The 22,982-nt window shown below is 39.1% G+C and carries 21 protein-coding genes; 18 read left to right on the forward strand and 3 right to left on the reverse strand.

Features of this window, described 5'->3' with window-relative positions:
* The first annotated feature begins 344 nt into the window (after nucleotides 1-344).
* Genes JJE29_05780 through JJE29_05820 form a run of 9 tightly spaced genes read left to right on the forward strand, consistent with a single transcriptional unit; the run spans nucleotide 345 to nucleotide 8,824 of the window.
* A complete protein-coding gene (locus tag JJE29_05780) occupies nucleotides 345-680 on the forward strand; it encodes a hypothetical protein (GenBank protein MBK5252125.1) in 336 nt (111 codons plus the stop codon).
* Nucleotides 681-693: 13 nt separating this feature from the next.
* Nucleotides 694-1,725: a V-type ATPase subunit gene (locus JJE29_05785; protein ID MBK5252126.1), complete on the forward strand. Its 1,032-nt coding sequence runs from the start codon at nucleotides 694-696 to the stop codon at nucleotides 1,723-1,725.
* Nucleotide 1,726: 1 nt separating this feature from the next.
* Nucleotides 1,727-3,688, forward strand: coding sequence for a hypothetical protein (locus JJE29_05790; GenBank protein ID MBK5252127.1), 1,962 nt, complete (start codon nucleotides 1,727-1,729; stop codon nucleotides 3,686-3,688).
* A gap of 10 nt (nucleotides 3,689-3,698) precedes the next feature.
* Nucleotides 3,699-4,142, forward strand: coding sequence for an ATPase (locus JJE29_05795; protein MBK5252128.1), 444 nt, complete (start codon nucleotides 3,699-3,701; stop codon nucleotides 4,140-4,142).
* Complete coding sequence (locus JJE29_05800) at nucleotides 4,142-4,447, forward strand: V-type ATP synthase subunit F (GenBank protein ID MBK5252129.1); 306 nt, start codon at nucleotides 4,142-4,144, stop codon at nucleotides 4,445-4,447. Before JJE29_05795 ends, JJE29_05800 begins: the two co-directional genes overlap by 1 nt.
* A 54-nt stretch (nucleotides 4,448-4,501) precedes the next feature.
* On the forward strand, nucleotides 4,502-5,068 hold the full coding sequence (locus tag JJE29_05805; GenBank protein MBK5252130.1) for a V-type ATP synthase subunit E: 567 nt from the start codon (nucleotides 4,502-4,504) through the stop codon (nucleotides 5,066-5,068).
* On the forward strand, nucleotides 5,055-6,830 hold the full coding sequence (locus JJE29_05810; GenBank protein ID MBK5252131.1) for a V-type ATP synthase subunit A: 1,776 nt from the start codon (nucleotides 5,055-5,057) through the stop codon (nucleotides 6,828-6,830). Before JJE29_05805 ends, JJE29_05810 begins: the two co-directional genes overlap by 14 nt.
* 4 nt (nucleotides 6,831-6,834) lie before the next feature.
* A complete protein-coding gene (locus JJE29_05815) occupies nucleotides 6,835-8,205 on the forward strand; it encodes a V-type ATP synthase subunit B (GenBank protein MBK5252132.1) in 1,371 nt (456 codons plus the stop codon).
* Nucleotide 8,206: 1 nt separating this feature from the next.
* On the forward strand, nucleotides 8,207-8,824 hold the full coding sequence (locus tag JJE29_05820) for a V-type ATP synthase subunit D (GenBank protein MBK5252133.1): 618 nt from the start codon (nucleotides 8,207-8,209) through the stop codon (nucleotides 8,822-8,824).
* A 224-nt stretch (nucleotides 8,825-9,048) separates the two neighbouring features.
* On the opposite strand, the gene JJE29_05825 is transcribed toward JJE29_05820, so the two are convergent.
* On the reverse strand, nucleotides 9,049-9,462 hold the full coding sequence (locus JJE29_05825) for a hypothetical protein (protein ID MBK5252134.1): 414 nt from the start codon (nucleotides 9,460-9,462) through the stop codon (nucleotides 9,049-9,051).
* A 329-nt stretch (nucleotides 9,463-9,791) separates the two neighbouring features.
* On the opposite strand from JJE29_05825, the gene JJE29_05830 reads away from it, so the two are divergent.
* The 3 genes from JJE29_05830 (at nucleotide 9,792) to JJE29_05840 (ending at nucleotide 13,445) form a co-directional block, all read left to right on the forward strand.
* Nucleotides 9,792-11,531, forward strand: coding sequence for an ABC-F family ATP-binding cassette domain-containing protein (locus tag JJE29_05830; GenBank protein ID MBK5252135.1), 1,740 nt, complete (start codon nucleotides 9,792-9,794; stop codon nucleotides 11,529-11,531).
* Between the two features lie 436 nt (nucleotides 11,532-11,967).
* Nucleotides 11,968-12,126: a hypothetical protein gene (locus tag JJE29_05835; GenBank protein MBK5252136.1), complete on the forward strand. Its 159-nt coding sequence runs from the start codon at nucleotides 11,968-11,970 to the stop codon at nucleotides 12,124-12,126.
* 224 nt (nucleotides 12,127-12,350) lie between these two features.
* The gene (locus tag JJE29_05840; protein MBK5252137.1) at nucleotides 12,351-13,445 is read left to right on the forward strand and encodes a methylated-DNA--[protein]-cysteine S-methyltransferase; all 1,095 of its coding nucleotides are present in this window, start codon (nucleotides 12,351-12,353) and stop codon (nucleotides 13,443-13,445) included.
* A 53-nt stretch (nucleotides 13,446-13,498) separates the two neighbouring features.
* Here the strand turns inward: JJE29_05840 and JJE29_05845 are convergent, their stop codons facing one another.
* The gene (locus JJE29_05845) at nucleotides 13,499-14,083 is read right to left on the reverse strand and encodes a rubrerythrin family protein (GenBank protein ID MBK5252138.1); all 585 of its coding nucleotides are present in this window, start codon (nucleotides 14,081-14,083) and stop codon (nucleotides 13,499-13,501) included.
* A gap of 703 nt (nucleotides 14,084-14,786) precedes the next feature.
* Here JJE29_05845 and JJE29_05850 point away from each other — a divergent pair.
* Nucleotides 14,787-15,515: a hypothetical protein gene (locus JJE29_05850; GenBank protein ID MBK5252139.1), complete on the forward strand. Its 729-nt coding sequence runs from the start codon at nucleotides 14,787-14,789 to the stop codon at nucleotides 15,513-15,515.
* A gap of 23 nt (nucleotides 15,516-15,538) precedes the next feature.
* Here JJE29_05850 and JJE29_05855 read toward each other — a convergent pair whose 3' ends face one another.
* A complete protein-coding gene (locus JJE29_05855; protein MBK5252140.1) occupies nucleotides 15,539-15,817 on the reverse strand; it encodes a thioredoxin family protein in 279 nt (92 codons plus the stop codon).
* Between the two features lie 403 nt (nucleotides 15,818-16,220).
* Here JJE29_05855 and JJE29_05860 point away from each other — a divergent pair, with 403 nt between their 5' ends.
* The 5 genes from JJE29_05860 to JJE29_05880 all read left to right on the forward strand — a co-directional run.
* Nucleotides 16,221-16,424: a dodecin domain-containing protein gene (locus tag JJE29_05860; GenBank protein MBK5252141.1), complete on the forward strand. Its 204-nt coding sequence runs from the start codon at nucleotides 16,221-16,223 to the stop codon at nucleotides 16,422-16,424.
* 158 nt (nucleotides 16,425-16,582) lie between these two features.
* On the forward strand, nucleotides 16,583-17,824 hold the full coding sequence (locus JJE29_05865; protein ID MBK5252142.1) for a CHAD domain-containing protein: 1,242 nt from the start codon (nucleotides 16,583-16,585) through the stop codon (nucleotides 17,822-17,824).
* Between the two features lie 75 nt (nucleotides 17,825-17,899).
* On the forward strand, nucleotides 17,900-19,414 hold the full coding sequence (locus JJE29_05870) for an HD domain-containing protein (GenBank protein ID MBK5252143.1): 1,515 nt from the start codon (nucleotides 17,900-17,902) through the stop codon (nucleotides 19,412-19,414).
* A complete protein-coding gene (gene ppk1, locus JJE29_05875; GenBank protein MBK5252144.1) occupies nucleotides 19,407-21,464 on the forward strand; it encodes a polyphosphate kinase 1 in 2,058 nt (685 codons plus the stop codon). Before JJE29_05870 ends, ppk1 begins: the two co-directional genes overlap by 8 nt.
* 1 nt (nucleotide 21,465) lies before the next feature.
* Nucleotides 21,466-22,982: Ppx/GppA family phosphatase (locus JJE29_05880; GenBank protein MBK5252145.1), on the forward strand; the 1,517-nt coding region annotated here is incomplete at its 3' end.

The following is a 22,982-nucleotide window of genomic DNA, read 5'->3' on the forward strand; positions in this document are numbered from 1 at the left end:
AATTTGTAAGACTAGAAGAAATAAGGAAATACAAAAAGGAAATAGTACACAACAAATAAAATCAATGAAAACTAGCCTGAAAATAACTGATTACAATAGTTACGGCTAGTTTTTTGTATTTTTAAGTTCTAAACTCGAGAAGGAATTTAAGGCAAATAATGGGATACAGGCATCTGGCGGGATGTTTGTATCCCATTATTTTCGTCGGAGTTTTTGTTACCAACTATTAGTTATGGGTATCTATATTATGGTTAGCTAGAATAGATTGGAAAGGAGCTAAGGAGGGTCGGTCCTTGTCCGGCTTGCATTTCATAATGGCGCATTGATCAATTTTAAAAAAGAGGGTGGACATTCTGAAAAAAGACACCATAGAATCGGTTCTTGCGGAGATTATTGACATTGATGAAAAGATGTCGAAGCAGCTGACTGAAATTGAATCTAAATTTGAAGAAAAGGAAAAGGAATTGAAAAGGGTTCTAAAGGGAAAAGAGGAAGTTTTGGATAAAGAGCGGGTGCTGGAAGGCAAGAGGGTTTATGACGAAATCATGGACCGCGCGACGGCGGAGAAGGAAAACATTCTAACTCGGGGAAGGCAAAAGGCGGAAGCTTTTGATGCACTTTTGGGAAAAAACAAGGAAATGCTGAAGGAAAAGGCTTTTGTGAAACTAAATCTGAAATAAGTCAGGTGATTTGATGGGTATGGTTAGGATTCATGCGGCGGCAAATGCCAAATCCATGGCGATGGCGGGGAGACTTCTTGCAGATAGGGACTATCTTGCGTTGCTCGACATGGAGAGCGAAAAAGAGTTTATCGATTATTTGAGGAAGCATACATATTTATCCGCAGCTTTCATTGATGCAGAAGAACAGGATGAGAATGTCGGATACCTAATTAAAAAGCATATGCTGGGCTGTATCGACAAATTGTATTATTTCTATGTCGATGCATACAGAGCTTTTTTCAAGACCCTCATGATGAGATATGAGGTCGAAAATATCAAACTCTATCTGAGGGCGTTTTCAAGGAATGAGGATATCTCTCTATTGAAGCATCATATTGCGTACTCCAATGTGTATTCAAGCATCGACTATGCTATGGTCGGCAAGGCGTCGGATATGAGAGAGTTCATCGACTCTCTGAGGGATACTAAGTACTACAGCCAGCTTGAAGGCTACATGGATGAAGAGCCGTCGAAAATGCTCTTCTATATGGAGATGGTTCTCGATCGGACGTATTTTAGCGATCTGCATGAGTCGATATTAAAACTTGAGGCTGAAGATAGGGAAAAAATCCTCCGGCTTTATGGGATTAATGTCGACCTTTTGAACATACAATGGATTTACAGGGGCAGAAAATTTTTTGGAATCGCTTCGGAGGAACTTTTCAATTTTACATTAAACAATGGAAGAAGGTACAATTTTGAAAAGCTGAAAGCATTGTGCTATATGGATCTTGAGAAATACAAGAAGTTGATTTCCGAGGGTGATTACAAGTTTATGTTTGATGGCGAAGAATATTTGATGGAAGTGGCCATGGAGAGGCATTTATTCAATATCACGGAGTATGCCGCAGGCAAAGAGAGAATGTCGATTGTCATACCTGTTGTCTATATAATGAAAATCGAATATGAAATGCGGGATTTAATAACGATTTACGAGGGAATCAGGTACGGGTATGAAGGAATAGAAGATTTCTTGGTGAGAAATCTGAGGAGGGTAGAGTAAATTGGCTGTTAAAAAACTTTGTATGATGAATATTGTATGCAAGAATGAACACCTCGACGAATTGCTGAGAGATCTGATATTGGAAGAAAGTTGCCAATTTACCGATTCTTTGACGGAGATTGAGGAAAGCGATTTCAGCATTGGCATGACAGAGGAAAATGCGGATGAAATTCTCGATATTGAGGACATTGTCGTCCTGAAAGAGAACAATGAAGTCGGCGAATATATCAGCAAAATGGATGCCTTGTTGAAGGGACTCAACCACAGGCCGAAAATAGCCAATGAGTACATGTTGGGTGAGCACAACTTCGAGTTATTGAAGGAGAAGGTTGACGATCTCCACTGCAAATTTGTCAATCTGACAGAAGAAACAAAAAGAGTGACCGGAAAGATAGAATACTTGAATTCTTTAGGATACCTTGAAAAGGTCAAAAATATTGACATCGATTTCAGCAAACTTGTCAACCTGAACTTTTTCACTGTAAAATTTGGATTCATCACACAGGAAAAACGAAAAAAAATTGCCCAAAACTACGAGCATATCTTTGCGATTGTCCTTCATTTGGGAGCCTATGAGGAGAAAGAACTTTACATAATCGTTTCTCCGAAGACTCTTGATGTGGAAATGGGAAGGATTTTGCGAAGCACGGATTTCATGGAGCTGGAAATAGACAAGACATACCTGTCGGTACCGATGGAAATGGAAAGAAGAATTGAAGAAGACAAGAAGAAGTTCAATGAGGAACTTAAAGTACTCCGGGCGACGGCTCTCGATTACATGAATAAATATGATCTTGAGATTGACCGGCTTTATTCGAAGCTACTGATGGCGGAAAGAATAAACGGCATAAAGACAAATATCGCTGCGACTCAAAACTTTAGCTATCTGTCTGCATGGGTGCCGGAAGGAAACGAGGAAAAATACAATAAGGTTTTTAGCAACTACGATGGCACCATCGTCACCTTCAAGGCGAGTGAAGAAGTGACCAATAAAATAGTAATTCCCACATTTCTCAAGAATTCTTTTTTTTTCAAGCCTTTTGAAACCCTGGTAACCATGTACGGAGTCCCTTCCCATGATGAAATAGATCCTACGTCATTTTTCGGATTGGTGTACATATTGCTTTTCGGAGCCATGTTCGGGGATTTGGGACAAGGCATAGTCATTGTTCTTGCCGGTCTATGGATGGTGAAAAAAGGCAAAGAAATCTATGGGAGCATTTTGTGGAGGATCGGGCTGGGCACTATTCTTTTCGGAATTATTTATGATTCGTTTTTCGGGTATGAAAATATCATTTCGAAATTCATCCCGTTGCCAATTTATCTCAGGCCAATCAGCAATATCAATACGATTTTGCTCCTTTCCGTGGTAGCAGGATTGGTTTTGCTGACAATTAGCTATGTATATAGCATCTTGAACAAAGTCAGGAGACGGGAAATGGCGGAAGGGGTATTCGGGCGAAACGGGGTGAACGGATTGATGCTGTTTTTGCTTCTGGTTCTTGTGGCTTACGGAATGGCGACAGGGAACCCCAAAATCCCGACATGGTTGGCCGTAGTTTTGATCATGAGTTCGGTGACGCTTATGGTTTTGAAGCAGCCGCTTAGCAAAATCATCATGAAGGTAAGACCAATCTATGATGAGCCTCCTGCGGAATATTATGTTGAAGGGGGGTTCAATATTCTTGAGACATTCCTTGGCATGTTGAGCAATAGCATTTCATTCATAAGGTTGGGTGCATTCGCTTTGAACCATGTAGGGTTATTCATAGCCTTCCGCACTATGGCGGAGATGATGGGGAGCCGGTTCGGGAATGTTTTGATGTTTATATTAGGCAATCTCGTGATTCTAAGTTTGGAGGGGCTTGTCGTATTCATACAGGGACTCAGGCTTTTCTATTACGAATTGTTCAGCAAGTATTACGAGGGTGAAGGCGTTCTTTTTGCACCGGTAAAAATTTAGGAGGGAAATTATGAAAATTATTGTTTTACTGTGTACCTTGGTTATAGGGTCGACCATCGGTTTGGGCTTTTATTATTGCACCCAGCCAGGCATTAAAGAAGCCAATAAAAAATTGAAAATTTTTCTGGGGGCCAACATTTCCTTATTTGGCGCCATCATAGTAGTTGGAACCATAGCCGCTCTTTCCGGAACGGCACAGGCGGCGCCAATTGCCACTGCATCTGTTCCATCGGCTTCCGATTCGTCTGGATTAGGATTCATAGCGGCCGCCCTTTCCACCGGCCTTGCAACCATTGGGGCGGGATACGCTGTCGGCAGTGTTGGATCTTCAGCTTTGGGCGCAGTTTCCGAGAATCCCAAAATCCTTGGAAAGACATTGATCTTCGTCGGTTTGGCGGAGGGCATCGCAATCTATGGCCTCATCGTGTCCATTTTGATTTTGGGAAGAATCTGATGAAATCCTTTGTTCTTTGCGACAAGAAGGAGACCCTTCTGACCATGAGGTTTGCGGGAATCGACGGGAAAATAGTAAAAACAAAAGAGGAAATGGAGGAGGCGGTCAACGCCCTTCTGAAAGATGAAGATACGGGGCTTGTGATTTTGTCTGAAAATGTTTTCGATAAAAATAGGAAATATGTCATGGAGAAGAAACTTACCGAAAAAAAGAAGCTCTTGATTCATGTCCCTGAACCGGAGGGATTGAGGGACAGGGACTATATCATGAAATATATTAAGAATTCCATTGGAATCAAGCTTTGATAAGGCGGTGATCGTATTATTAAAATAAACAGCAAGTTGGAACTTTTTAAGAAAATGATTGCGGGAAAAAGCGTTCAGGAAAAAAAAGGTGAACTCGACATGCTTGAAGGAAAGTATGCGGTGATTTCCAAGGAAATGGGAAAAAAGGCGCTTAAGAATAAAACTCAGTTCGTCGAGTTGATGAAGAAAAAGGCGGAAAAGGATAGCCGCAGGATGATTGCAAAGGCTAAAACCGAGGTGCGGAAAAATCTTTTGGCCAACAAAACGAAGGCCATCGAAGCATTCGATGCCTATTTGCATGAGGAAGTAAAGAAATTTGTTTCAAGCAAAGATTACGATTCTTACTTGAGAGATTCTTTTAAAAAAGCATCCCGCGAAATTTCTCCTGAGGAAACTTCGAGGGTGATTTTGAGGGCGGAGGATATTGCCTTGCTGCCATCCACTTCTTTTAAGATTGAAACTTCCAGGGAGATGATGGGAGGGTTTTATCTCATCGTAGATGACAGAATCAAATATGATTATTCGATTGATGGCGGGCTTTCCGAGATTAGAGGCTATATCGGCGGATTAATCGACAAAATTATCGAGGATGAAATAGGTGAACATGATGAAAACGAATGAAGGCAGAATCACATACATAAATGGACCTGTCATAAAGGGTGTGGGTATGGCATCTTTCCAGATGAGGGAAATGGTTTTGGTCGGAGAGAAGAAACTCATCGGTGAGGTTATCTCAATCGAGGGAGATGTCGGAACCCTTCAGGTGTATGAGGAAACGGAAGGACTGGAAATAAACAAGACCATCATCGGTCTTGAAGAACCCCTTTCAATAAAACTGGGGCCCGGCCTTATGGGCAATATTTTCGACGGCATTGGCAGGCCACTGGAGAAAATCCATCAAACGAGTGGAGACTTTATACCTGAAGGAATCGGGCTCTTTTCGATTGTCGATTTGGATAATTCTTGGGAAGTACGGTTTCTTGCGAAAGAGGGAGACGAAGTGCGGGAGGGGCAATTATTGGCAGAAATTCAGGAAACATCCCGCATCATGCATAGAATCATGGTGCCGCCTGGAGTCGGAGGGAAGATAACCGGCATAAAAGATAACGGAATTTACAAGGTGGAGGACGTGTTGCTTGAAATAGAGGATGAGAGCGGAAACAACCATAAAATTAAAATGGTTCAATCCTGGCCGGTCAGAAAAACCAGGCCAGTGGAAGAAAAACTGAAAGTGATGAAACCCCTTGTGACCGGCCAAAGGATATTGGACATTTTTTTCCCCATCGCAAAAGGGGGGACCGCGGCCATACCGGGAGGATTCGGAACGGGAAAGACCATGACCCAGCACCAGCTGGCGAAATGGTCCGATGCCGATATCATCATATATATAGGTTGCGGGGAACGCGGCAATGAAATGACGGATGTCCTTCAGGAATTTCCCAAAATCATCGATCAGGAATCGGGGAAATCAATCATGGAAAGGACCGTTCTGATAGCGAACACATCCAACATGCCTGTGGCGGCAAGGGAGGCCAGCATTTACACGGGAGTCACCATGGCGGAGTACTACAGGGACATGGGATATCATGTTGCCATCATGGCGGATTCGACATCCAGATGGGCCGAGGCCCTCAGGGAAATCAGCGGCAGGCTTGAGGAAATGCCTGCAGAGGGAGGCTATCCCGCATATTTGGCGTCGAGATTGGCGGAATTCTACGAAAGGGCGGGCTACGCAAAGGTTCTGCAGGGCGTTTATGGATCAGTTACGATTATCGGGGCGGTTTCACCGGCCGGAGGAGATTTTTCAGAGCCCGTGACGGAGAATACGAAAAGATATGTCAACACATTTCTGGCCCTCGACAAGAAACTCGCCTATGCGCGGCATTATCCGGCAATCAACTGGTTGGTTAGCTACAGCGGTTATATCAAAATTCTTAAGGAGTGGTATGAAGAGAATGTGGGCGAGGATGTACTGATCCTCAGAGACGGGATGTTGAAACTGCTGCAGGAAGAGAGCAAGCTTTTGGACATCGTGCAGCTCGTAGGGGAGGATGTCCTTCCCGATTCTCAACGTCTGATTCTTGAAATTGCCAGGATTTTTAAAATTGGCTTTCTCCAGCAGAACGCTTTCCACAAGGAAGACACCTACGTTCCCTTGGAAAAGCAATACGCCATGCTTAAGCTGATTGTCGATTTCAACGAAATTTTGAGTGGATGTGTAAAGCTGGGCATCCCCATCTCACAAGTTAAGAATCCGGAGATATTCAATCGGGTGATCAAGATGAAATACGACATCCCGAATGACGATTTGTCAGGGATTGAAGATTTAAGGCATGAAATTGAGATATATTATGAAGCATTGAAGTCTAAATACACAGGGTGAGGACATGCAGAAAGAATATTTAAAAATCACCAAAGCAGAAGGTCCTTTGATCTTTTTGGAAGGGATACCTGAGGCAAAATACGGTGAGATACTGGAAATCAAGATCGGAAAGGAAAAAAGACTAGGAAAAGTGATTAAAATCGAAGAAAATCTGGTGGCAGCACAGGTTTTTCAGGGGACAACAGGAATGAGCACTCTGAATAGTTCCGTGAGATTTACTGGGAAGCCTTTTGTCTTAAGCCTTGCATCCAATATTCTCGGAAGAGCCTTCAACGGCATCGGAGAACCCATAGACGGAGGCGGACCCGTTTTTTCCGAAAAGGAATACAACATAAACGGCCGGCCAATCAATCCTGTGGCGAGAAAGTATCCCAAAGACTATATACATACAGGCATAAGCACCGTCGATATTTTGACGACCTTGATAAGGGGTCAGAAGCTGCCGGTATTTTCCGGCAACGGCCTCTCCCATAAGGAGTTGGCGGCCCAGATTGTAAACCAAGCTCAAATCTCCGTCGACAGCAAAGAAAAATTTGCCATATGTTTTGCGGCCATAGGAATCACAAAGGACGACGGCATTTTCTTTAAAGAAAAATTTGAAGAGAGCGGCGCCATCGGCAATGTGGTCATGTTCATGAATTATGCGGACGACCCTGTTGCGGAAAGGCTGAGCGCGCCGAGGTGCGCCTTGACAGCCGCCGAATTTCTGGCATTTGAAAAGGATATGCACATATTGGTCGTCATGACGGATATCACAAATTATTGCGAGGGATTGAGGGAAATATCTTCAGCCCGGGAGGAAGTCCCGAGCAGGAAGGGATACCCGGGCTATCTCTATTCCGATCTGGCATCACTTTATGAAAGAGCCGGAATGATTCAGGGCAAAAAAGGATCCATCACATTTTTGCCAATTCTTACCATGCCCAATGATGACATAACCCATCCCATCCCGGATTTGACGGGGTATATAACGGAGGGGCAAATCGTGCTTTCCAGGGATTTGTCCAACAACGGCCTCAACCCGCCAATTAACATTTTGCCTTCTCTTTCCAGGCTGATGAAGGACGGCATTGGTGAGGGATATACCCGGGAGGATCATCCGGATCTGGCTAATCAACTATTTTCATCCTATTCGAAGGTGCAGGATATTAGGTCCCTGGCGCAGATTATTGGGGAGGACGATCTTTCCGAAACGGATAGGCGCTATATGGAATACGGAAGATATTTCGAGGGCGTTTTCATCAATCAGGGGTTTGACGAAAACAGGAGCCTCGTTGAAAGTCTTGATATCGGATGGAAAGCTCTGTCGATCTTGCCTAGAGAAGAACTTGACAGGCTTGACGATGGCATGATAGATAAATATTTAGGGAAGTGATATCATGGAAAAATTAACGCCAACAAAGGCGAATCTCATAAAGGCCCAGACAATGCTCGAATTTTCGAAAAAGGGCTATGAACTCTTGGACAAAAAAAGAAACGTTCTGATTAGAGAAATGATGTCCATGATTGATGAAGTGAAAAAGCTTCAGGAGGAGATTGATAATATTTTCAAGGAGACCTATGCTGCAATCCAATTGGCTATACTGACCATGGGGGTCGGCGCAGTTGAAGAAATTGCCTTTTCGATACCGAAAAACGAGGAATTCACTATCTTATCTAAAAGCGTCATGGGCGTAGAAATGCCTTTTCTAAAGAGCAAAGATTCGGCGCTTCAACCGACCTATGGTTTTTATCGAACAAATCCGGCACTTGACATCGTCGTTACAAAAATGAAAAAAGTGCAAAACCTTTTGTATAGGACGGCGGAAATAGAAAATTCTGTCTTTAGATTGGCTATAGAGATTAAGTCGACTAGCAAAAGGGCCAACGCTCTCGATAAAATCCAGATACCGAAATATGCGGAAATGATTAAAAATATTACGGAGGTTCTCGAAGAAAGAGAAAGGGAGGATTTTTTCAGGCTTAAGCGAATGACCCATTTAGACAGGAAGTAACAGTGCTATTCCATTTTCATAAATCAAATAGCTATGAATTAACTATCATACCTCATGCGGCGAATATTCCTATCTTTAACAAACCGTAGCAGGAGCAAAGATTTTCATATTTGTACAATAATCAAAATCCCCTCTATTTGAGAAATGAACTGGTCACTTTCGAATAGAGGGGATTTTGATTTCACTTATTGTTTTGTAATTTTTTATGTCGTTTAATTTTGTTTTTATTTAATATTAATAGCTTTCTGTTTTTTTTCCCATGCCAGGTAATCTTTAAGTAGACGAAGTGATTGTTTAGTCTTTTTATCTTGACCTTTTGGTCCGCTTTTAAGAATTTTAGACATTTTAAGTAATTGAAGTTCAAGGTATTTGGGATTATTAAGTTTATTTACGCTGGCAGTCGATTTTGAGTTTTCTTTTGATTTTTTCTTTGGTTTTTTCTTTGATGCCGACATGGTTTCTATAAACATCAGCAACAAGAAACGGGTCTTTTTCTGTTTAGGGACTTGTTTTGAGGATTCATAAACCTGGTCAAATAACTTAGTCAGGCTTCGTTTTCTGTAATAATATAATGCAATCGCACCGCCAATTACTAAAGTTGTTGTTACGCCAATAAGTATCATAGTCATATTGTCCATTAAGTTGCTCCTTGAGTTAATTTATTTTCTGCTATACTATCTTATTATACAAGAAAAATACAAGAAAAATATAAAACTTTAAATAGAAATGCTTGAAATTCATTAAAGATAAGATATGGTCAAATAGAATAATTAAGGATGCAGTATGTACTGAAATTTTTAACATTTAATGATTGTAATTATCAATGAAAAGTGTTAATATGTCAACGGTAAACCTAAAAAGAATGCAAACTGAATAATAGTCAATTGCATCATTGCGATTGGAAAGATTATATATTAAAGAGCTTGTTTTTATAGGCTCTTTTTAAATAGTAAAGAAAGGTAAAATTATGATAAAAGTTGATGGCTTGTCTTACTCATATCCGCAAAAAGAGTTATATAATAAGATTTCATTTGAACTTGAAGATGATAAGCACTGCGCATTTATAGGAAGAAGCGGCAGTGGAAAAAGTACACTGATGGATATAATTATGGATCCGGAAGGGTATATGTTTGATGGTAAGTTAGAGATGGACCCGAATTGTAGAATTGGGTACGTGAGTCAGTTCTCAAATATAGACAAAATAAAAGAAACTACAGTTTTCGAATATATAGGGGAAGAATATATTACCTTACAAAATAAAATAGCATCTGTTTGTACTGAAATGGAAACCTCTTCGGATACGGATATTTTGCTTGGAAAGTATCAGCAATCATTAGAAGCTTTTGATGCAATTGGTGGAAATGATTTTGAAATAAGAATTAATAATAAACTAAACCTTGCATTCCTAATTAAGCATAAAGATTTAAAAGTATCTGAACTTAGTGGTGGTGAATTTAAACTTATTCAAGTTATTAAAGAAATGCTGACAAGCCCGGATTTAATAATTATGGATGAGCCGGATGCATTCTTGGATTTTGAAAATCTTAACGCACTAGAGAAATTAATTAATGCTCATAAAGGAACAATGTTGATTATTACGCATAACAGATATTTGTTGAACCATTGTTTTAACAAAATTTTACATCTTGAGAATATGGAAATCCAAGAGTTTGACGGAAGCTATATGGATTATAACTTCTCATTGCTTCAAATCAAAATCGAAATGCAAGAACTAGCCTTTGCCGATGATGAAGAAATGCTCCGTAATGAGATTTTGATCGATAAGCTACGGTACATCACAACATATAAATCTGATGCTGCAAAAGGAAAATCGCTAAGAGCTAGAGTTAAAATTCAAAAGAGGCTGGAAAAGAGTAGAACAAATGCGCCATTCTTAGATAATATTCAACCTGAAATCAGTTTGGATATGGAAAATGAAATTGAAGAGTCCATTGCTTTAAAAGTAAATAATTATTGTGTTTCATTTGATGAGACGCTTTTAGTAGATGTTAATTTTGAGATTAAGTCTAATGATAAAGTGGCGCTTATAGGTTCAAACGGAACCGGGAAAACTACTTTATTAAGGGCGATATTTAAAAACGATAGTGATTCTATTGAAATGAATGATAATGTCGAGCTGGCTTATCTATCTCAGGTTCAAGGAGAAATACTAGATGAATCAAATACAATTGTCGAAGAGTTCTTTGATGCGGGATTTAAGACTTTGCAGGAGATTAGGTCATATCTTTCAGGCTATGGATTTGAAGAAGAAGACATTAATCAAAATATAGGATCCCTGTCCGGCGGAGAAAAGAATATGCTTCAATTGGCTAAAATCTCACATAGTAAAGCAAATATGTTGCTTCTTGATGAACCGTCGAGTCATTTAGACACATATTCACAAATGGTTTTAGAAAATGCCTTGGAAGAATATAAAGGTGCGATCATAATGATTTCTCATGATTATTATTCGATTGTAAACTGTATGGATTATGTTTTGATTATTAAAGACAAGCATATTAGAAAAATGAGTATGGCTAAATTTAAAAAGATGATTTATTCGAATCATTTTGATAGAAACTATTTGGAAATAGAACAAAAGAAAAGATTGGTGGAAAAGAAGATAGCATTAGCTTTAAAAGATGGCGATTTCGAGCTTGCAAAAGTGTTGTCTAAAGAGCTTGAGAAATTGATCAAATTACTTTAGACAGATTGTTGATTTAAGCATTGGGTATTGCCAAAAGCAACGGAAACTATCGGTATAAAAAGAAAAAATCATTGAGTTTTAGATTGAAGAAATTCCTGTAATTGAACAACTCAATTTGCTTGCCTGTAAGCATGAATAATAAATGACTGAATAAGAATAAGGATCAGGAATATCTTTTTTATTAAGCATTGAAACACCTTCTTCCAATAAAAATATTTTTTTGTTACCTTGGTTCTAGCATAAACACTTTTGATTTATATTCTATATGTAATGTGCAATGATTTGCATGGAAAACATTGTGCATGAATTTAATAAGGCTAATATGTTATAATAGATAACGGTGTATTAAAGACATATAGATAAAAGGCAAATTAATATAAGGAATATGTATTTTGGCAAATAGAAAAGAAAAATAGAATAATAAGGAGTTAATCACATGGACAAAGATGCAATCGAACGGATGAAAAAGTTGATTGAGGAAAAGAAACAGACAAGTGCAAAGCAAGGTTTTAGAAAAAAAGCAGAGAACAATAAGGCCGGAGGCAATAGCAAAGCAATCAAAACGAAAAAAGGTGGAGGATTGTTCGACAAGTAGAAAATGAATCAATAATATGTTAAATCCACCATTTGACAAGGTTAAATGACTAAAGAGCAGAAATGCTCTTTTTGTTTGCGCAAAATGGAATACGAAAATACATATTCGTGCATTAGTTATAAGATCAAGCTGTATAATGAAAATGTAAGGCTATCATTAATCATTGCTGTTTTGGAAGAGATTATATAAAGTGTGAATAATAAAATGTAGGGGAGGATGAGTAGATGTACTATACAATAATGAAAACCCATATTTGCGACATAATCCTTGTGGGTGACGAGAGTGGACTCAGTCATTTGCACCTTGATACTTCAAAGGGAAAACGGGTGTTTGAAATAGAAAATAATTGGATTTACAACAATGAGTTTTTTAAAGAGATAATTGTGCAGATAAATGCTTATTTCCTTGGGAAGCTTAAAAATTTCAGCATCAAGTTGAACCCAGCGGGTACCACTTATCAAAAGAAGGTATGGAAAGAACTTGGCAAAATTCCATTCAGCGAAACTTGCACGTATAAGGATATTGCCGTTAGAATCGGGAATCCCAAAGCCGCGAGGGCCATAGGAATGGCTAACAGCAAGAATCCAATTCCACTGATTGTTCCCTGCCATAGGGTGATTGGCTCAAATGGGAAGCTTACAGGATTTGCGCACGGACTGGAAATAAAAGAAAAACTTATTCGCTTCGAGAAAATCAGCACTGTCTATAATATGCTGTTAGGTTACTATGGCGATCTCAATTGGTGGCCTGCCGACAGCGACTATGAGATGATGGTTGGGGCAGTCTTAACTCAAAATACAACATGGAGAAATGCGGCTAAGGCGATTGCCAATTTGGGGGAAAATCTTCTTCCTGAGAAAATCACAAAGATGGCAACCGAAGAATTGGCTGAATTTATTAAACCTAGTGGGTACTATAATCAAAAGGCGATTAAGATAAAAGCTTTGACCCTTTGGTTTCAAAGTTATGATTTTAGAATTGAAGCAGCAATGGAAATAGATGCTGAGGCCTTGAGAAAAGAATTGCTGAATGTGGATGGCATAGGAAAAGAGACTGCGGATTGCATTCTGACATATAGCCTTAAAAAGCCTTATTTTGTTATTGACACATATACCAGAAGGTTCTTCAAGAGACTTGGGTTTGATGTGCCGGTCGATTATGATGAGTTTAGGATTAGGATTGAAAGTGTTGTTGAAAAGAATATTGACATATATAGCAGATATCACGCTTTGATTGTCGAGCATTCAAAGCAATTTTGCACAAAGGTTCCATTATGTGACGGATGTCCTCTATATGATTTATGCGAAAAAAATATTTAGGCAAACAAAAAGCTCTCAAAGGGATTTCCGATGAGAGCTTAGATTCATTAATATTAGTATGTTTCAACAAAGACCTCAAAGTAATCAATGGGGTGGTCGCAAGCGGGACATTTATTAGGAGCTGCTTTTCCTTTGTGAATATAACCGCAATTGTTGCATTTCCATTCCACGGGTTCTTCTTTACTGAATACAGTTCCATTTTCAATATTTTCAAGAAGCTTTAAAAATCTTTTCTCGTGTCTTTCCTCTACTTCTGCAACTTCTTGAAAGATTATTGATATTTCTTTGAAGCCTTCCTCGGCGGCAATTCTTGCAAATTCGGGATACATATCCGTATGCTCTTCATGTTCGCCATTTGCAGCGGCTTTAAGATTGGATTTAGTGTCGCCTAAATTGACAGGGAAAGCTGCGGTGATTTCAATTGCTTCTTCCTGCAGATTGTCTCTCAAAAATTTATAAAACCTTTTTGCATGTTCTCTTTCGTTGCCGGCGGTTTCTTCGAAAATATTTTTTATTTGAACATAACCGTCTTTTATCGCTTGCGATGCATAGTATGAATATCTCATGTTTGCCTGGGATTCCCCTGCAAAAGAAGTCATTAAGTTTACTGCGGTTTTTGTGCCTTTCAAGTCTTTCATTATATCCTCCTGTAAAAGATAGTATTTGATTGAAACAATTCACTTATATATTTTAACATAATCGAAAGATTTACGGTGCGAAAAGTGAAAATATCATGAAAGCAACAGAAGCATTTTCATAAAAATCAGTTGCTCAAATGCGCATTTGAGTTTTTTACAAACAAAAAAACAAGGCTGTTTTGATGGTGCGCAGGAGCCAATAATTAATGCCGGTGCCGATTATTATGGGGGGAAGGGAAACATTTGAACTCTGTGGGAGCATGTGATATAGTTCATTGATAGGCAAAATAGAATGAAGATTATTTAGTGAAAGGTTTTAATTATGAACGATATAAAACAATTTAAATTAATGATTCAGATAAGCAAGATATTGTTGGTCTTGGTTCTTATAACGTATGGAGACTCGTTGCTGTTTATCATAGTATCGCATCTGGTTTTTTGGATAATGATATTACGTGCTGTAAGAATTCAATCAAAGAAGCGGTTCAAATTCTTTCTTATATTTTTATACATGTTGTTGGTATTTGCCCAGACGATATTTTTTGCGCGGTATATGCATGTAGTTTCAAGTTTCAATGCAATCAATATGCTAAACAACGCATTGGGTGTGTTTGTAGTATCGTTGCCATATCTACTAGAATATTATGTGACAATCCAGAATTATACTGAATTTTATCTACCTTCTATTCAGGAGTTCAACACCATGAGCTTTGCACAACTTCGTGATGTCAATGACGCAATTTTGGGAAGGTTGGAAAAAATGGGTCAATTGAGAAAGTCCTTGACCACTGAAAGATTGATTGAAATTGCGGGAGAACTGCCGAGACATAGCGTAATACAATACCTCAACGGAGGATCGCTGACGGATGCGTATTTTTCGGATGCTGAATCGAGTCTGACGGATCTCCATATTTATATCGTGATTTCAAACACTGGGAGTGCAGCCAGCGAGGTTATTTCTGTGTTTACTAAAAAACAATATAACCATGCATCACTCGCTTTTGACAGAGACTTAGAAACTATCATAAGCTATAATGGCGGCGAGAAGATATATCCTCCGGGACTAAATAGAGAGATGATTGAGTTTTTCAATAAAAAGGATGATTCATCACTGATAGTCTACGAAATGGATGTAACACGGGAGCAAAAGACGAAACTTATTGAAAAGGTCAAGGAAATAAATAAAAGTGGAAGCTCGTATAATATGCTTGGATTCGTAATCAAGAAGCCGCTTAGACCAAATATAATGTTTTGCTCGCAATTCGTTTATAATATGCTGAAACATGCGGGATTGGAATACTTCGATAAAGCTGACGGCAGCGTCAAACCAGCGGATTTGGTAGAGTTGGACTATCACAGAAAACTGAGGTTTTGCTACGAAATATATCTGAATGACAATGCGGAAGGGTTAAATGAAATAAGAACTCATTAATTATATGCCAGTACAATTGAGAGCTAAAATGCTCTCTTTTTATTTAGCAAAGCTTCAAACTGTTGCTTTGATGGGAAGCTACTATAGGCAACCACTTTTCCGTCTATGACCAGCGCAGGCGTATACTGCTCTTCTTTGCCTATGTTAACGAAGCTGCAACCTGGGCAATATGAATTGGAACAGCCTACCTCAACGCCGTATTTCTCTATTTCATCGGGATCGATGATTTTCTCGACATTGATATCCAAATCCATTTCATCTACTATCGCCTGAACCATATCACGATAGTAGGAGCTTTTCATGCATTGCTATCCCAAAACCAGTATTTCTTTCATAGATTTTTTCTCCTATAATTGTTTTCAATCCGAATTGATATTTTGCATTTGAACAATAATAAAGTGTAGTGCAATTATAGCATAAGATGTTAATTTTGTAATTTGCGTAAACTATGTTACGGCAAAGTCTGCTTTCTATGGATATAATGAGAATAACTCAAAAAAAGGATGAGGGTTTCTATGTTCTTAATAAAAAATGTGATTGACAAAAAGTAAAGAGCGAGTGTTTCTAATACATAAACTGCGGAAATTGGAAATATCACATTTTTTATTGAATATCCGAATAACTTAAGGGTAAGAATATTATTGTTAAGATATAGTGGTAGACGAAAATCTATTATTGCAAAAGTAAAAGAAAAGGAGGCAAAAAATGGCGATTCTTAAAGTAGTTGAGCTTTTGTCGGAATCAGAAACTAGCTGGGAAGCGGCCGCGCAGGAGGCGGTTAAAGTGGCTGCAAAGACTGTTGACAATATCAAGTCTGTAAACATCGGAAACTTTCAGGCAATTGTAGAAGACAACAAGGTTGTCAAGTATCGAGTCAATGCCAAGGTATCATTCATCGTACACGATTAGTAATAAATGCAGGAGAGTATCCGGTTCATTTAATATTACTTTTACGGAAACGATGGAAAAAACAAAACAATCCTGACAAGAAAGTCATTTCAGGGTTGTTTTGTTTTTTCATATTCTTGATTGGGTATAATGTATAATGTGCGGAAAGGTGAGAAAATATGGAAAATAAAACACTTGAAGATTTGCGGAATATAATAAGAGATTTTGTGGCCGAAGATGACTTTGAGAAGATGCATTTTGAAGATGTGGAAAGAAACACATTGGCGTTGGCAAAAATGCGAAATCTTGATTTGGAGATTGCTTTTCTTATAGCATGCTTGCATGATATTGCAAGAATAAAATACGGATTCAAGGGTAAAAAGCATGCAAAAAAGGGCAAGAAAGAAGCAGAAAGGATGCTTGAAGAATTATTTTTTGACAAAGAGATAATTCGAATAGTTGCAACTGCTATTGAAAATCATAGGCGGAAAAATAGGATTGACGATGTTTATTCAGAATTAATTAAGGATGCGGATTGCCTTTCTCATAACGCTGAATTCGGTGGCAATATTAATGAAGTGGAAAAGCTGAGATGCAAAATGATTTCAAAAGGGGAATGCTTGCTGCTCGGCATTGACGGGAAGAGTGCAGTTGAAATATTGCTGGAAGAATGGGAAGCTTTGGAGAGACATTTGGAAAGGGCCGTTTCGGGTGATGCCGATGCTGAGCTTGTACATGAAACCAGAATTAGAATACGAAAAATAAGAGCCATATTAAAAACGATGAAAAGCAAAACCATCAAACCATTCGAAGAAAATTTAAAAGAATTGTTTGAGAAATATTCGGATTTGAGAGAATGCCATGTGCTTAGGCTGCACGTGATTAAAATAGGAAAGCTTGATTGGCTGGAGAAGCGCATAGAGAACATACACGAAGATATGCTCGCGGAATTGGTGAGAGATGTGAGAGGCTTAACTGAAAACAATAAAATAAAAAAAATGAAAAAAAGGCTTTTGAATATTTTAGAAAATGCCAATTTGCAAATTATAGGCTCAGAGAATGTTATGATGAAGTACGGGGATTCGGTGCGTTTGGCAGAGATTGATGATGTTGAGTCCTTACATCGAATGAGAATCAGAGGAAAGACGGTAAAGTACCTTATCGAGCTCGGCATTTTTATTATGGATATGGAGTGCCTAAGACTTGTACAGGATATGCATAGTGAAATAGGAAGGCTTCATGACATAAATGTAAACAGGAGCTTGTTTAAGGAAATAAGATATGTCGGGAAAGACAAGCTGAGCGCTAAGGAAACAAAAAGGGTGAAGGAATACTTCGATAAAATGGAGGGAAAAACGAGTATTAACATAGAAAAAGGATTATTTGAACTGAAGCTCCGTTTCAGAAGGAACAAGAAGTAAACATTATGTTATATAATGGAAACAATCTTGAAAACCGATTTTCGTTTTATCATATTTGAAAGGATGGAGAATGCAATGAAAACAACCTATGCCGCTATCGATGTGGGATCGAACACACTCAAGCTTAAAATAGTTCAGTATATAGACAAGAAAATAGTTGTCCTCGACAACATAGCAAAGACCGCAAATATAGGCGAAGATGTATTTGCTAATGGCAATATTGAGCATGAAACAGTCAAGGAAATAATTGGAATTATGGGATCATTTAGGGAAATAATGGATTCGTACAATGTGGATATGTATCGGGCCGTAGCCACGGGAGCCATGCGCACGGCAAACAACAATCTTAATGTGATTGAGATTGTGCTTATGCGGTCAGGAATAAAGGTTGAAATAATTGAAGATGCTATAGAAAAATTTCTAACATACAAATCGATGAGAGACAACCTTGACGACTATAGGGAAATTCGGGAAAGCTCTATTTTAGTTGAGCTGAATTCCGGAAGCTGTGATGTGAGTATCTATAACAAGAACAAGTTGGTTTTTAATGAAGAATTCATACTTGGAACGATGGTTTTAAAGAATACAATGCAGGAAATCGAGGATAGAAACGTAAATTATCCCAAGATTATTGCTGAGTTAATAGAATCACGCACGGGTCACATGTGGAGAATAATCAAAAGGCGCAGGATAGAAAATTTTCTGATGCTCGGCGGAGAAACAGGCACATTGAAACGGTGTTTATTCGATGAGCGGGAAAAAATAAGCAGATTGGACTTCGAGTCGGTCCATCACAGGGTGATGACGGATCATTTGCGTTTTCGCAAGGAGATTGAATGTTACGGAATGGACTGGTATGAATTTGTATCCTGCATTTTGGTTTACGGAATATTCCTGAAGTTGGTCAAGACAAATACTCTCGTTTTTCCTGAAATCAATTTAAGAGATGGAATGATTGCGGAAATGGTTGAGAAGGACCATGGACTTGACAGGTACAAGGTTTTCAACAATGATGTAATTTCACTTGCAAGGAATGCAAGCGCTAGATACAAGAGCGACACCCGTCACTGTAGAGAGGTTGAAAAAAACGGGATGCTAATAATGGGTGAACTGAAGAAGCATTTCTCATTCAATGAACGAGATGAATTGCTTATGCGCCTTGCTGCTATTTTACATGAAATAGGCAAGTTTACTAGGGCGAAGGACTACTTGGCTGCATCCTTCCATAAAATAAGAAATCTAAGCATAATGGGTACTAATTATCATGAGATGATGCTTGTTGCGTATATATGCAAGATGCTTGAGGACAGTCAATCCTCAAGAGCGAGCATTGAAAGGCTCGGAGAAAGCGACCAGAACCTGATACTGAAATTATCCTCAATACTTTCCATTGCCGATGCTCTCGACAAGAGCAAGAAGCAGAAAATAAAAATAAAAGGTTTTGAAGTTACCGATGACGAGTTTAGGATAATGGTGAGCAAATCGACGGATATAACACTTGAGGAATGGAATTTTGAGAATCGTGCAAAAGAATTCATAAGCGCTTTCGGACTTGTTCCGGGATTGGTGGAAGGTGAATACGATGAATAAATACTTAAATAGGGAACTCAGTTGGCTAAAATTCAATGAGCGTGTATTGGAGAGGGCTGAGGATGCCGCAATGCCGATATTGGAAAGGCTCAAGTTCGATGCGATTTTTTCATCCAATCTCGATGAATTCTTCATGGTGCGTGTGGCGTCAATCAAGGAGCAGATGATTGCCGGCTATTCGGCCCCGGATGCTTCGGGGTATCTGCCTGAGGAAGTGTTCGAAAGCATAAATAAAAATGTAACAGGGCTTTTGAAAACACAGCAAAGGATAACATCGAAATGTTTTGATGAGCTTGCCAAGCAGGGGGTAAGAATATTAAAGAAAAAAGATTTCAACGGGAAGATAATGGACGAACTGAAGGAATATTTCGACAGCGTGGTTTTCCCTGTATTGACACCAATGGCAGTTGATTTTGGCCGCCCATTCCCATTCGTGCCAAACAAGAGTTTGAACATTGTTTCAAAATTGGTGGTTGATGGGCAGTTCAAGCTGGCTATCGTAGAAGTTCCTGATGTTCTTGATCGCTTCGTCAGGATTGAGAGTTCTAAGGAGCTTGCATACGCATTGCTTGAGGATGTAATAACAAAGTTCATGGATCAACTATATGTCGGGCAAAAGGTTTTGGGTAGCAGTGTCTTTAGGGTGACAAGGAATGCTGATTTGAATTTAATTGAGGATAAAGCGGACGATCTTCTTATGGTTATAGAAGAGGCGGTTAAAAAGAGGCGTTGGGGCGATGCAATTCGCCTTGAAATCGAAAGCGGCATTGATGAATGGATTGGCGCCGAGCTTGAAAAAATTCTGGAAATAGAAAAAAACCAAGTATACTTTATAAAGGGCATGATTGATTTGACATGCTGGTTTTCATTCAAACCGCCCAAAAAGATGAACAATCTGAAAAGTGAACAGTTTATTCCCAAAGTCATGCCGTTCATGAAAAAGAAGAATATATTCAAGACGATTCGAGATGGGGATATATTTCTCCACCATCCGTATGACAGCTTTGATTTCGTAGTAAATTTCATAAAGAATGCAAGCATGGATCCCTCGGTTTTAGCGATAAAACAAACCCTTTATAGGGTCAGCGGGAAATCTGAAATAATTAAGGCTCTTTCAGATGCTGCAGACCAAGGGAAACAGGTAACGGTTTTGGTTGAACTGATGGCCCGATTTGATGAAGAAAACAACATAAACTGGGCCAAGAAGCTTGAGAAAAAAGGTGTGCATGTTATATACGGGATATATGGACTTAAGACCCATTCCAAGATTACTCTTGTAGTGCGCAAGGAAATGAAGAAGATAAAGAGATATGTGCATCTTGGAACCGGCAACTATAATGACGAGACGGCCAAGCTATATACGGATATGACATATTTGACATGCCGCGAGGACATAGGAACAGATGCAACGATATTCTTTAATATGGTTTCAGGATTCAGCAGCCAGATTGCAACACAACACTTTTGCGTTTCGCCATATACGCTAAGAAAAGATTTCTATGGACTGATAGACAGGGAAATACGGAATGCGAAAAATGGCAAAAAGGGTTTGATAACAGCCAAAATGAATTCGCTTGTGGACATAGGGATTATAGACAAGCTGTATGAAGCATCAAATGCAGGAGTTGAAATCCGTCTGATTGTCAGAGGAATATGCACCCTAGTACCGGGAGTTCCGGGTATGAGTGAGAACATAAAGGTTAAAAGTATCATAGGGGAGTTTCTAGAGCATTCTCGAATTTACTATTTTCACAACAATCGTCATCCCGAGACATACCTTTCGTCAGCTGATTGGATGACGCGAAACCTTAACCGTCGTATTGAGCTTTTGTTTCCAATTGTAGACAACCGCATAGCTAAACGTATTCGTCTTATTCTCGACCTCTATCTTGCAGACAATCAAAGGTCTTGGCAAATGGAGAGTGATGGAGAATACAGCAAAGTAAAAAGTGGAAAGAAAAATCGAGTTTGCGCCCACGAAATACTTAAAAATCTTGAATATGAAGACAATGAAGAGTTTATAAAAAGATTGAAAGGAAGCATGAAATAACATGAAAAAAATGGCGATTATTGACCTCGGATCAAACTCTGTACGAATGAATATAATGAGAATAAACGAGCGTGGCGGATATAGTGTTTTTGATTCTGCTAAGGAGATGGTCCGCCTAAGCGAGGGCCTTACGCAGGATGGGAGGCTTAAGATAGTCCCTGTTGAGAGGACAATAAAAGCGCTTAGGTATTTTAAAAGGCTTATTGAGGTTACGGATGTTGAAGAAATCTATGCTGTCGCGACTGCGGCCGTAAGGCTTGCAAAGAACGGTGATAAATTCATTGAAAGGGTTAGGAAGGAAGTCGGGTTTGATTTAAAAATACTTACCGGAAAGGAAGAAGCTTACTACGACTATCTGGGGGTTGTTAATTCTATTGACGTAAAGGACTGCGCAATAATAGACATAGGCGGAGCATCCACGGAAATTGTATGGGTTAGGGATCGCATCATCGAAGAATCTATAAGCCTTCCTTTCGGTTCGGTTATACTGACGGAAATGTTTGGCGGGATTGAAAACAAGCGGGAGCGTATTTATGAGGCATTCCAATATGTGAAGGGAGAAATGAGCAAGGTAAAATGGATTTATAAATTAAAAGGACTTCGTGTAATAGGACTTGGAGGTACAATAAGGGCAATTGGAAAAATCGACCGTGGTTTTAACAATTATCCCATAAAAAACATGCACAACTACAGAATGACTCACGGTGAAGTGGAACGCGTTTTTTCACTTGTATTCAAGAAGGATGACAAGGATTTGGGGTTTGTCGATGGAATAAACAGCAGGCGAGCCGATGTTATAACTATGGGAATGGTTCCACTTAAGGCTCTACTTGAGTTTACGGGTTCAATAGGTATAAGCATCAGCGGGAATGGACTTAGAAATGGTTTTTTTTATGAAAAGTATTTTAAAAAAGCTGAGTTGCCTGTGGTGGTTGGAGATGTTCTTGCCCACAGCTGCGAGAATACAATGAAAAGATTTGATGTTAAACCTAAACATGCATCTCAGGTAAGGTTCTTGGCATTGAGACTTTTTGACCAATTTAAAGGAATTCATTCATTCGATCAAAATGACAGGAAGGTGCTTGAAATAGCATCTCTTGTTCATGACATAGGAATGCATATTGAGTATTACGACCATAACCTGCATGGAATGTATCTTCTCATATATGGGAAAATCAATGGGCTAACAAATCACGAACATTTGATAGTCGCTTTTCTGGTAGGAAATCACAGAGAAAACAACATAAAAGAAAAAATGCAGGAGTACCGCACACTTTTTTCAAATAAAGATATCAAGAGAATTCTGAAGCTGTCTATTTTCCTTAAAATGGCCGAGCAAATGGATCGCGCGGTAAACAACAACATAGAGGATTTTTCCGTCCGATTAAACGGCCGGAATGCGTTGATAGAAGTGTATGCAAAGGAAAGGCCCATACTCGAAATAGAAGCGGCAATGCGTTTTAAAGGGCTTTTCTACAAAAACTTTAATTGTTCGTATGATATACAATACATGGGACC

It is taken from the genome of Peptostreptococcaceae bacterium (genome assembly GCA_016649995.1).
In the GTDB taxonomy this organism is placed as follows: domain Bacteria; phylum Bacillota; class Clostridia; order Peptostreptococcales; family BM714; genus BM714.

Coding starts and splice junctions, on each gene's coding strand:
- JJE29_05785 (MBK5252126.1), top strand. CDS start 694: ATGGGTATGGTTAGGATTCATGCGGCGGCAAATGCCAAATCCATGGCG.
- JJE29_05815 (MBK5252132.1), top strand. CDS start 6,835: ATGCAGAAAGAATATTTAAAAATCACCAAAGCAGAAGGTCCTTTGATC.
- JJE29_05850 (MBK5252139.1), top strand. CDS start 14,787: ATGAGCTTTGCACAACTTCGTGATGTCAATGACGCAATTTTGGGAAGG.
- JJE29_05805 (MBK5252130.1), top strand. CDS start 4,502: ATGATTGCGGGAAAAAGCGTTCAGGAAAAAAAAGGTGAACTCGACATG.
- JJE29_05800 (MBK5252129.1), top strand. CDS start 4,142: ATGAAATCCTTTGTTCTTTGCGACAAGAAGGAGACCCTTCTGACCATG.
- JJE29_05795 (MBK5252128.1), top strand. CDS start 3,699: ATGAAAATTATTGTTTTACTGTGTACCTTGGTTATAGGGTCGACCATC.
- JJE29_05830 (MBK5252135.1), top strand. CDS start 9,792: ATGATAAAAGTTGATGGCTTGTCTTACTCATATCCGCAAAAAGAGTTA.
- JJE29_05825 (MBK5252134.1), bottom strand. CDS start 9,462: ATGGACAATATGACTATGATACTTATTGGCGTAACAACAACTTTAGTA.
- JJE29_05845 (MBK5252138.1), bottom strand. CDS start 14,083: ATGAAAGACTTGAAAGGCACAAAAACCGCAGTAAACTTAATGACTTCT.
- JJE29_05855 (MBK5252140.1), bottom strand. CDS start 15,817: ATGAAAAGCTCCTACTATCGTGATATGGTTCAGGCGATAGTAGATGAA.
- JJE29_05840 (MBK5252137.1), top strand. CDS start 12,351: ATGTACTATACAATAATGAAAACCCATATTTGCGACATAATCCTTGTG.
- JJE29_05810 (MBK5252131.1), top strand. CDS start 5,055: ATGAAAACGAATGAAGGCAGAATCACATACATAAATGGACCTGTCATA.
- ppk1 (MBK5252144.1), top strand. CDS start 19,407: ATGAATAAATACTTAAATAGGGAACTCAGTTGGCTAAAATTCAATGAG.
- JJE29_05870 (MBK5252143.1), top strand. CDS start 17,900: ATGAAAACAACCTATGCCGCTATCGATGTGGGATCGAACACACTCAAG.
- JJE29_05835 (MBK5252136.1), top strand. CDS start 11,968: ATGGACAAAGATGCAATCGAACGGATGAAAAAGTTGATTGAGGAAAAG.
- JJE29_05860 (MBK5252141.1), top strand. CDS start 16,221: ATGGCGATTCTTAAAGTAGTTGAGCTTTTGTCGGAATCAGAAACTAGC.
- JJE29_05865 (MBK5252142.1), top strand. CDS start 16,583: ATGGAAAATAAAACACTTGAAGATTTGCGGAATATAATAAGAGATTTT.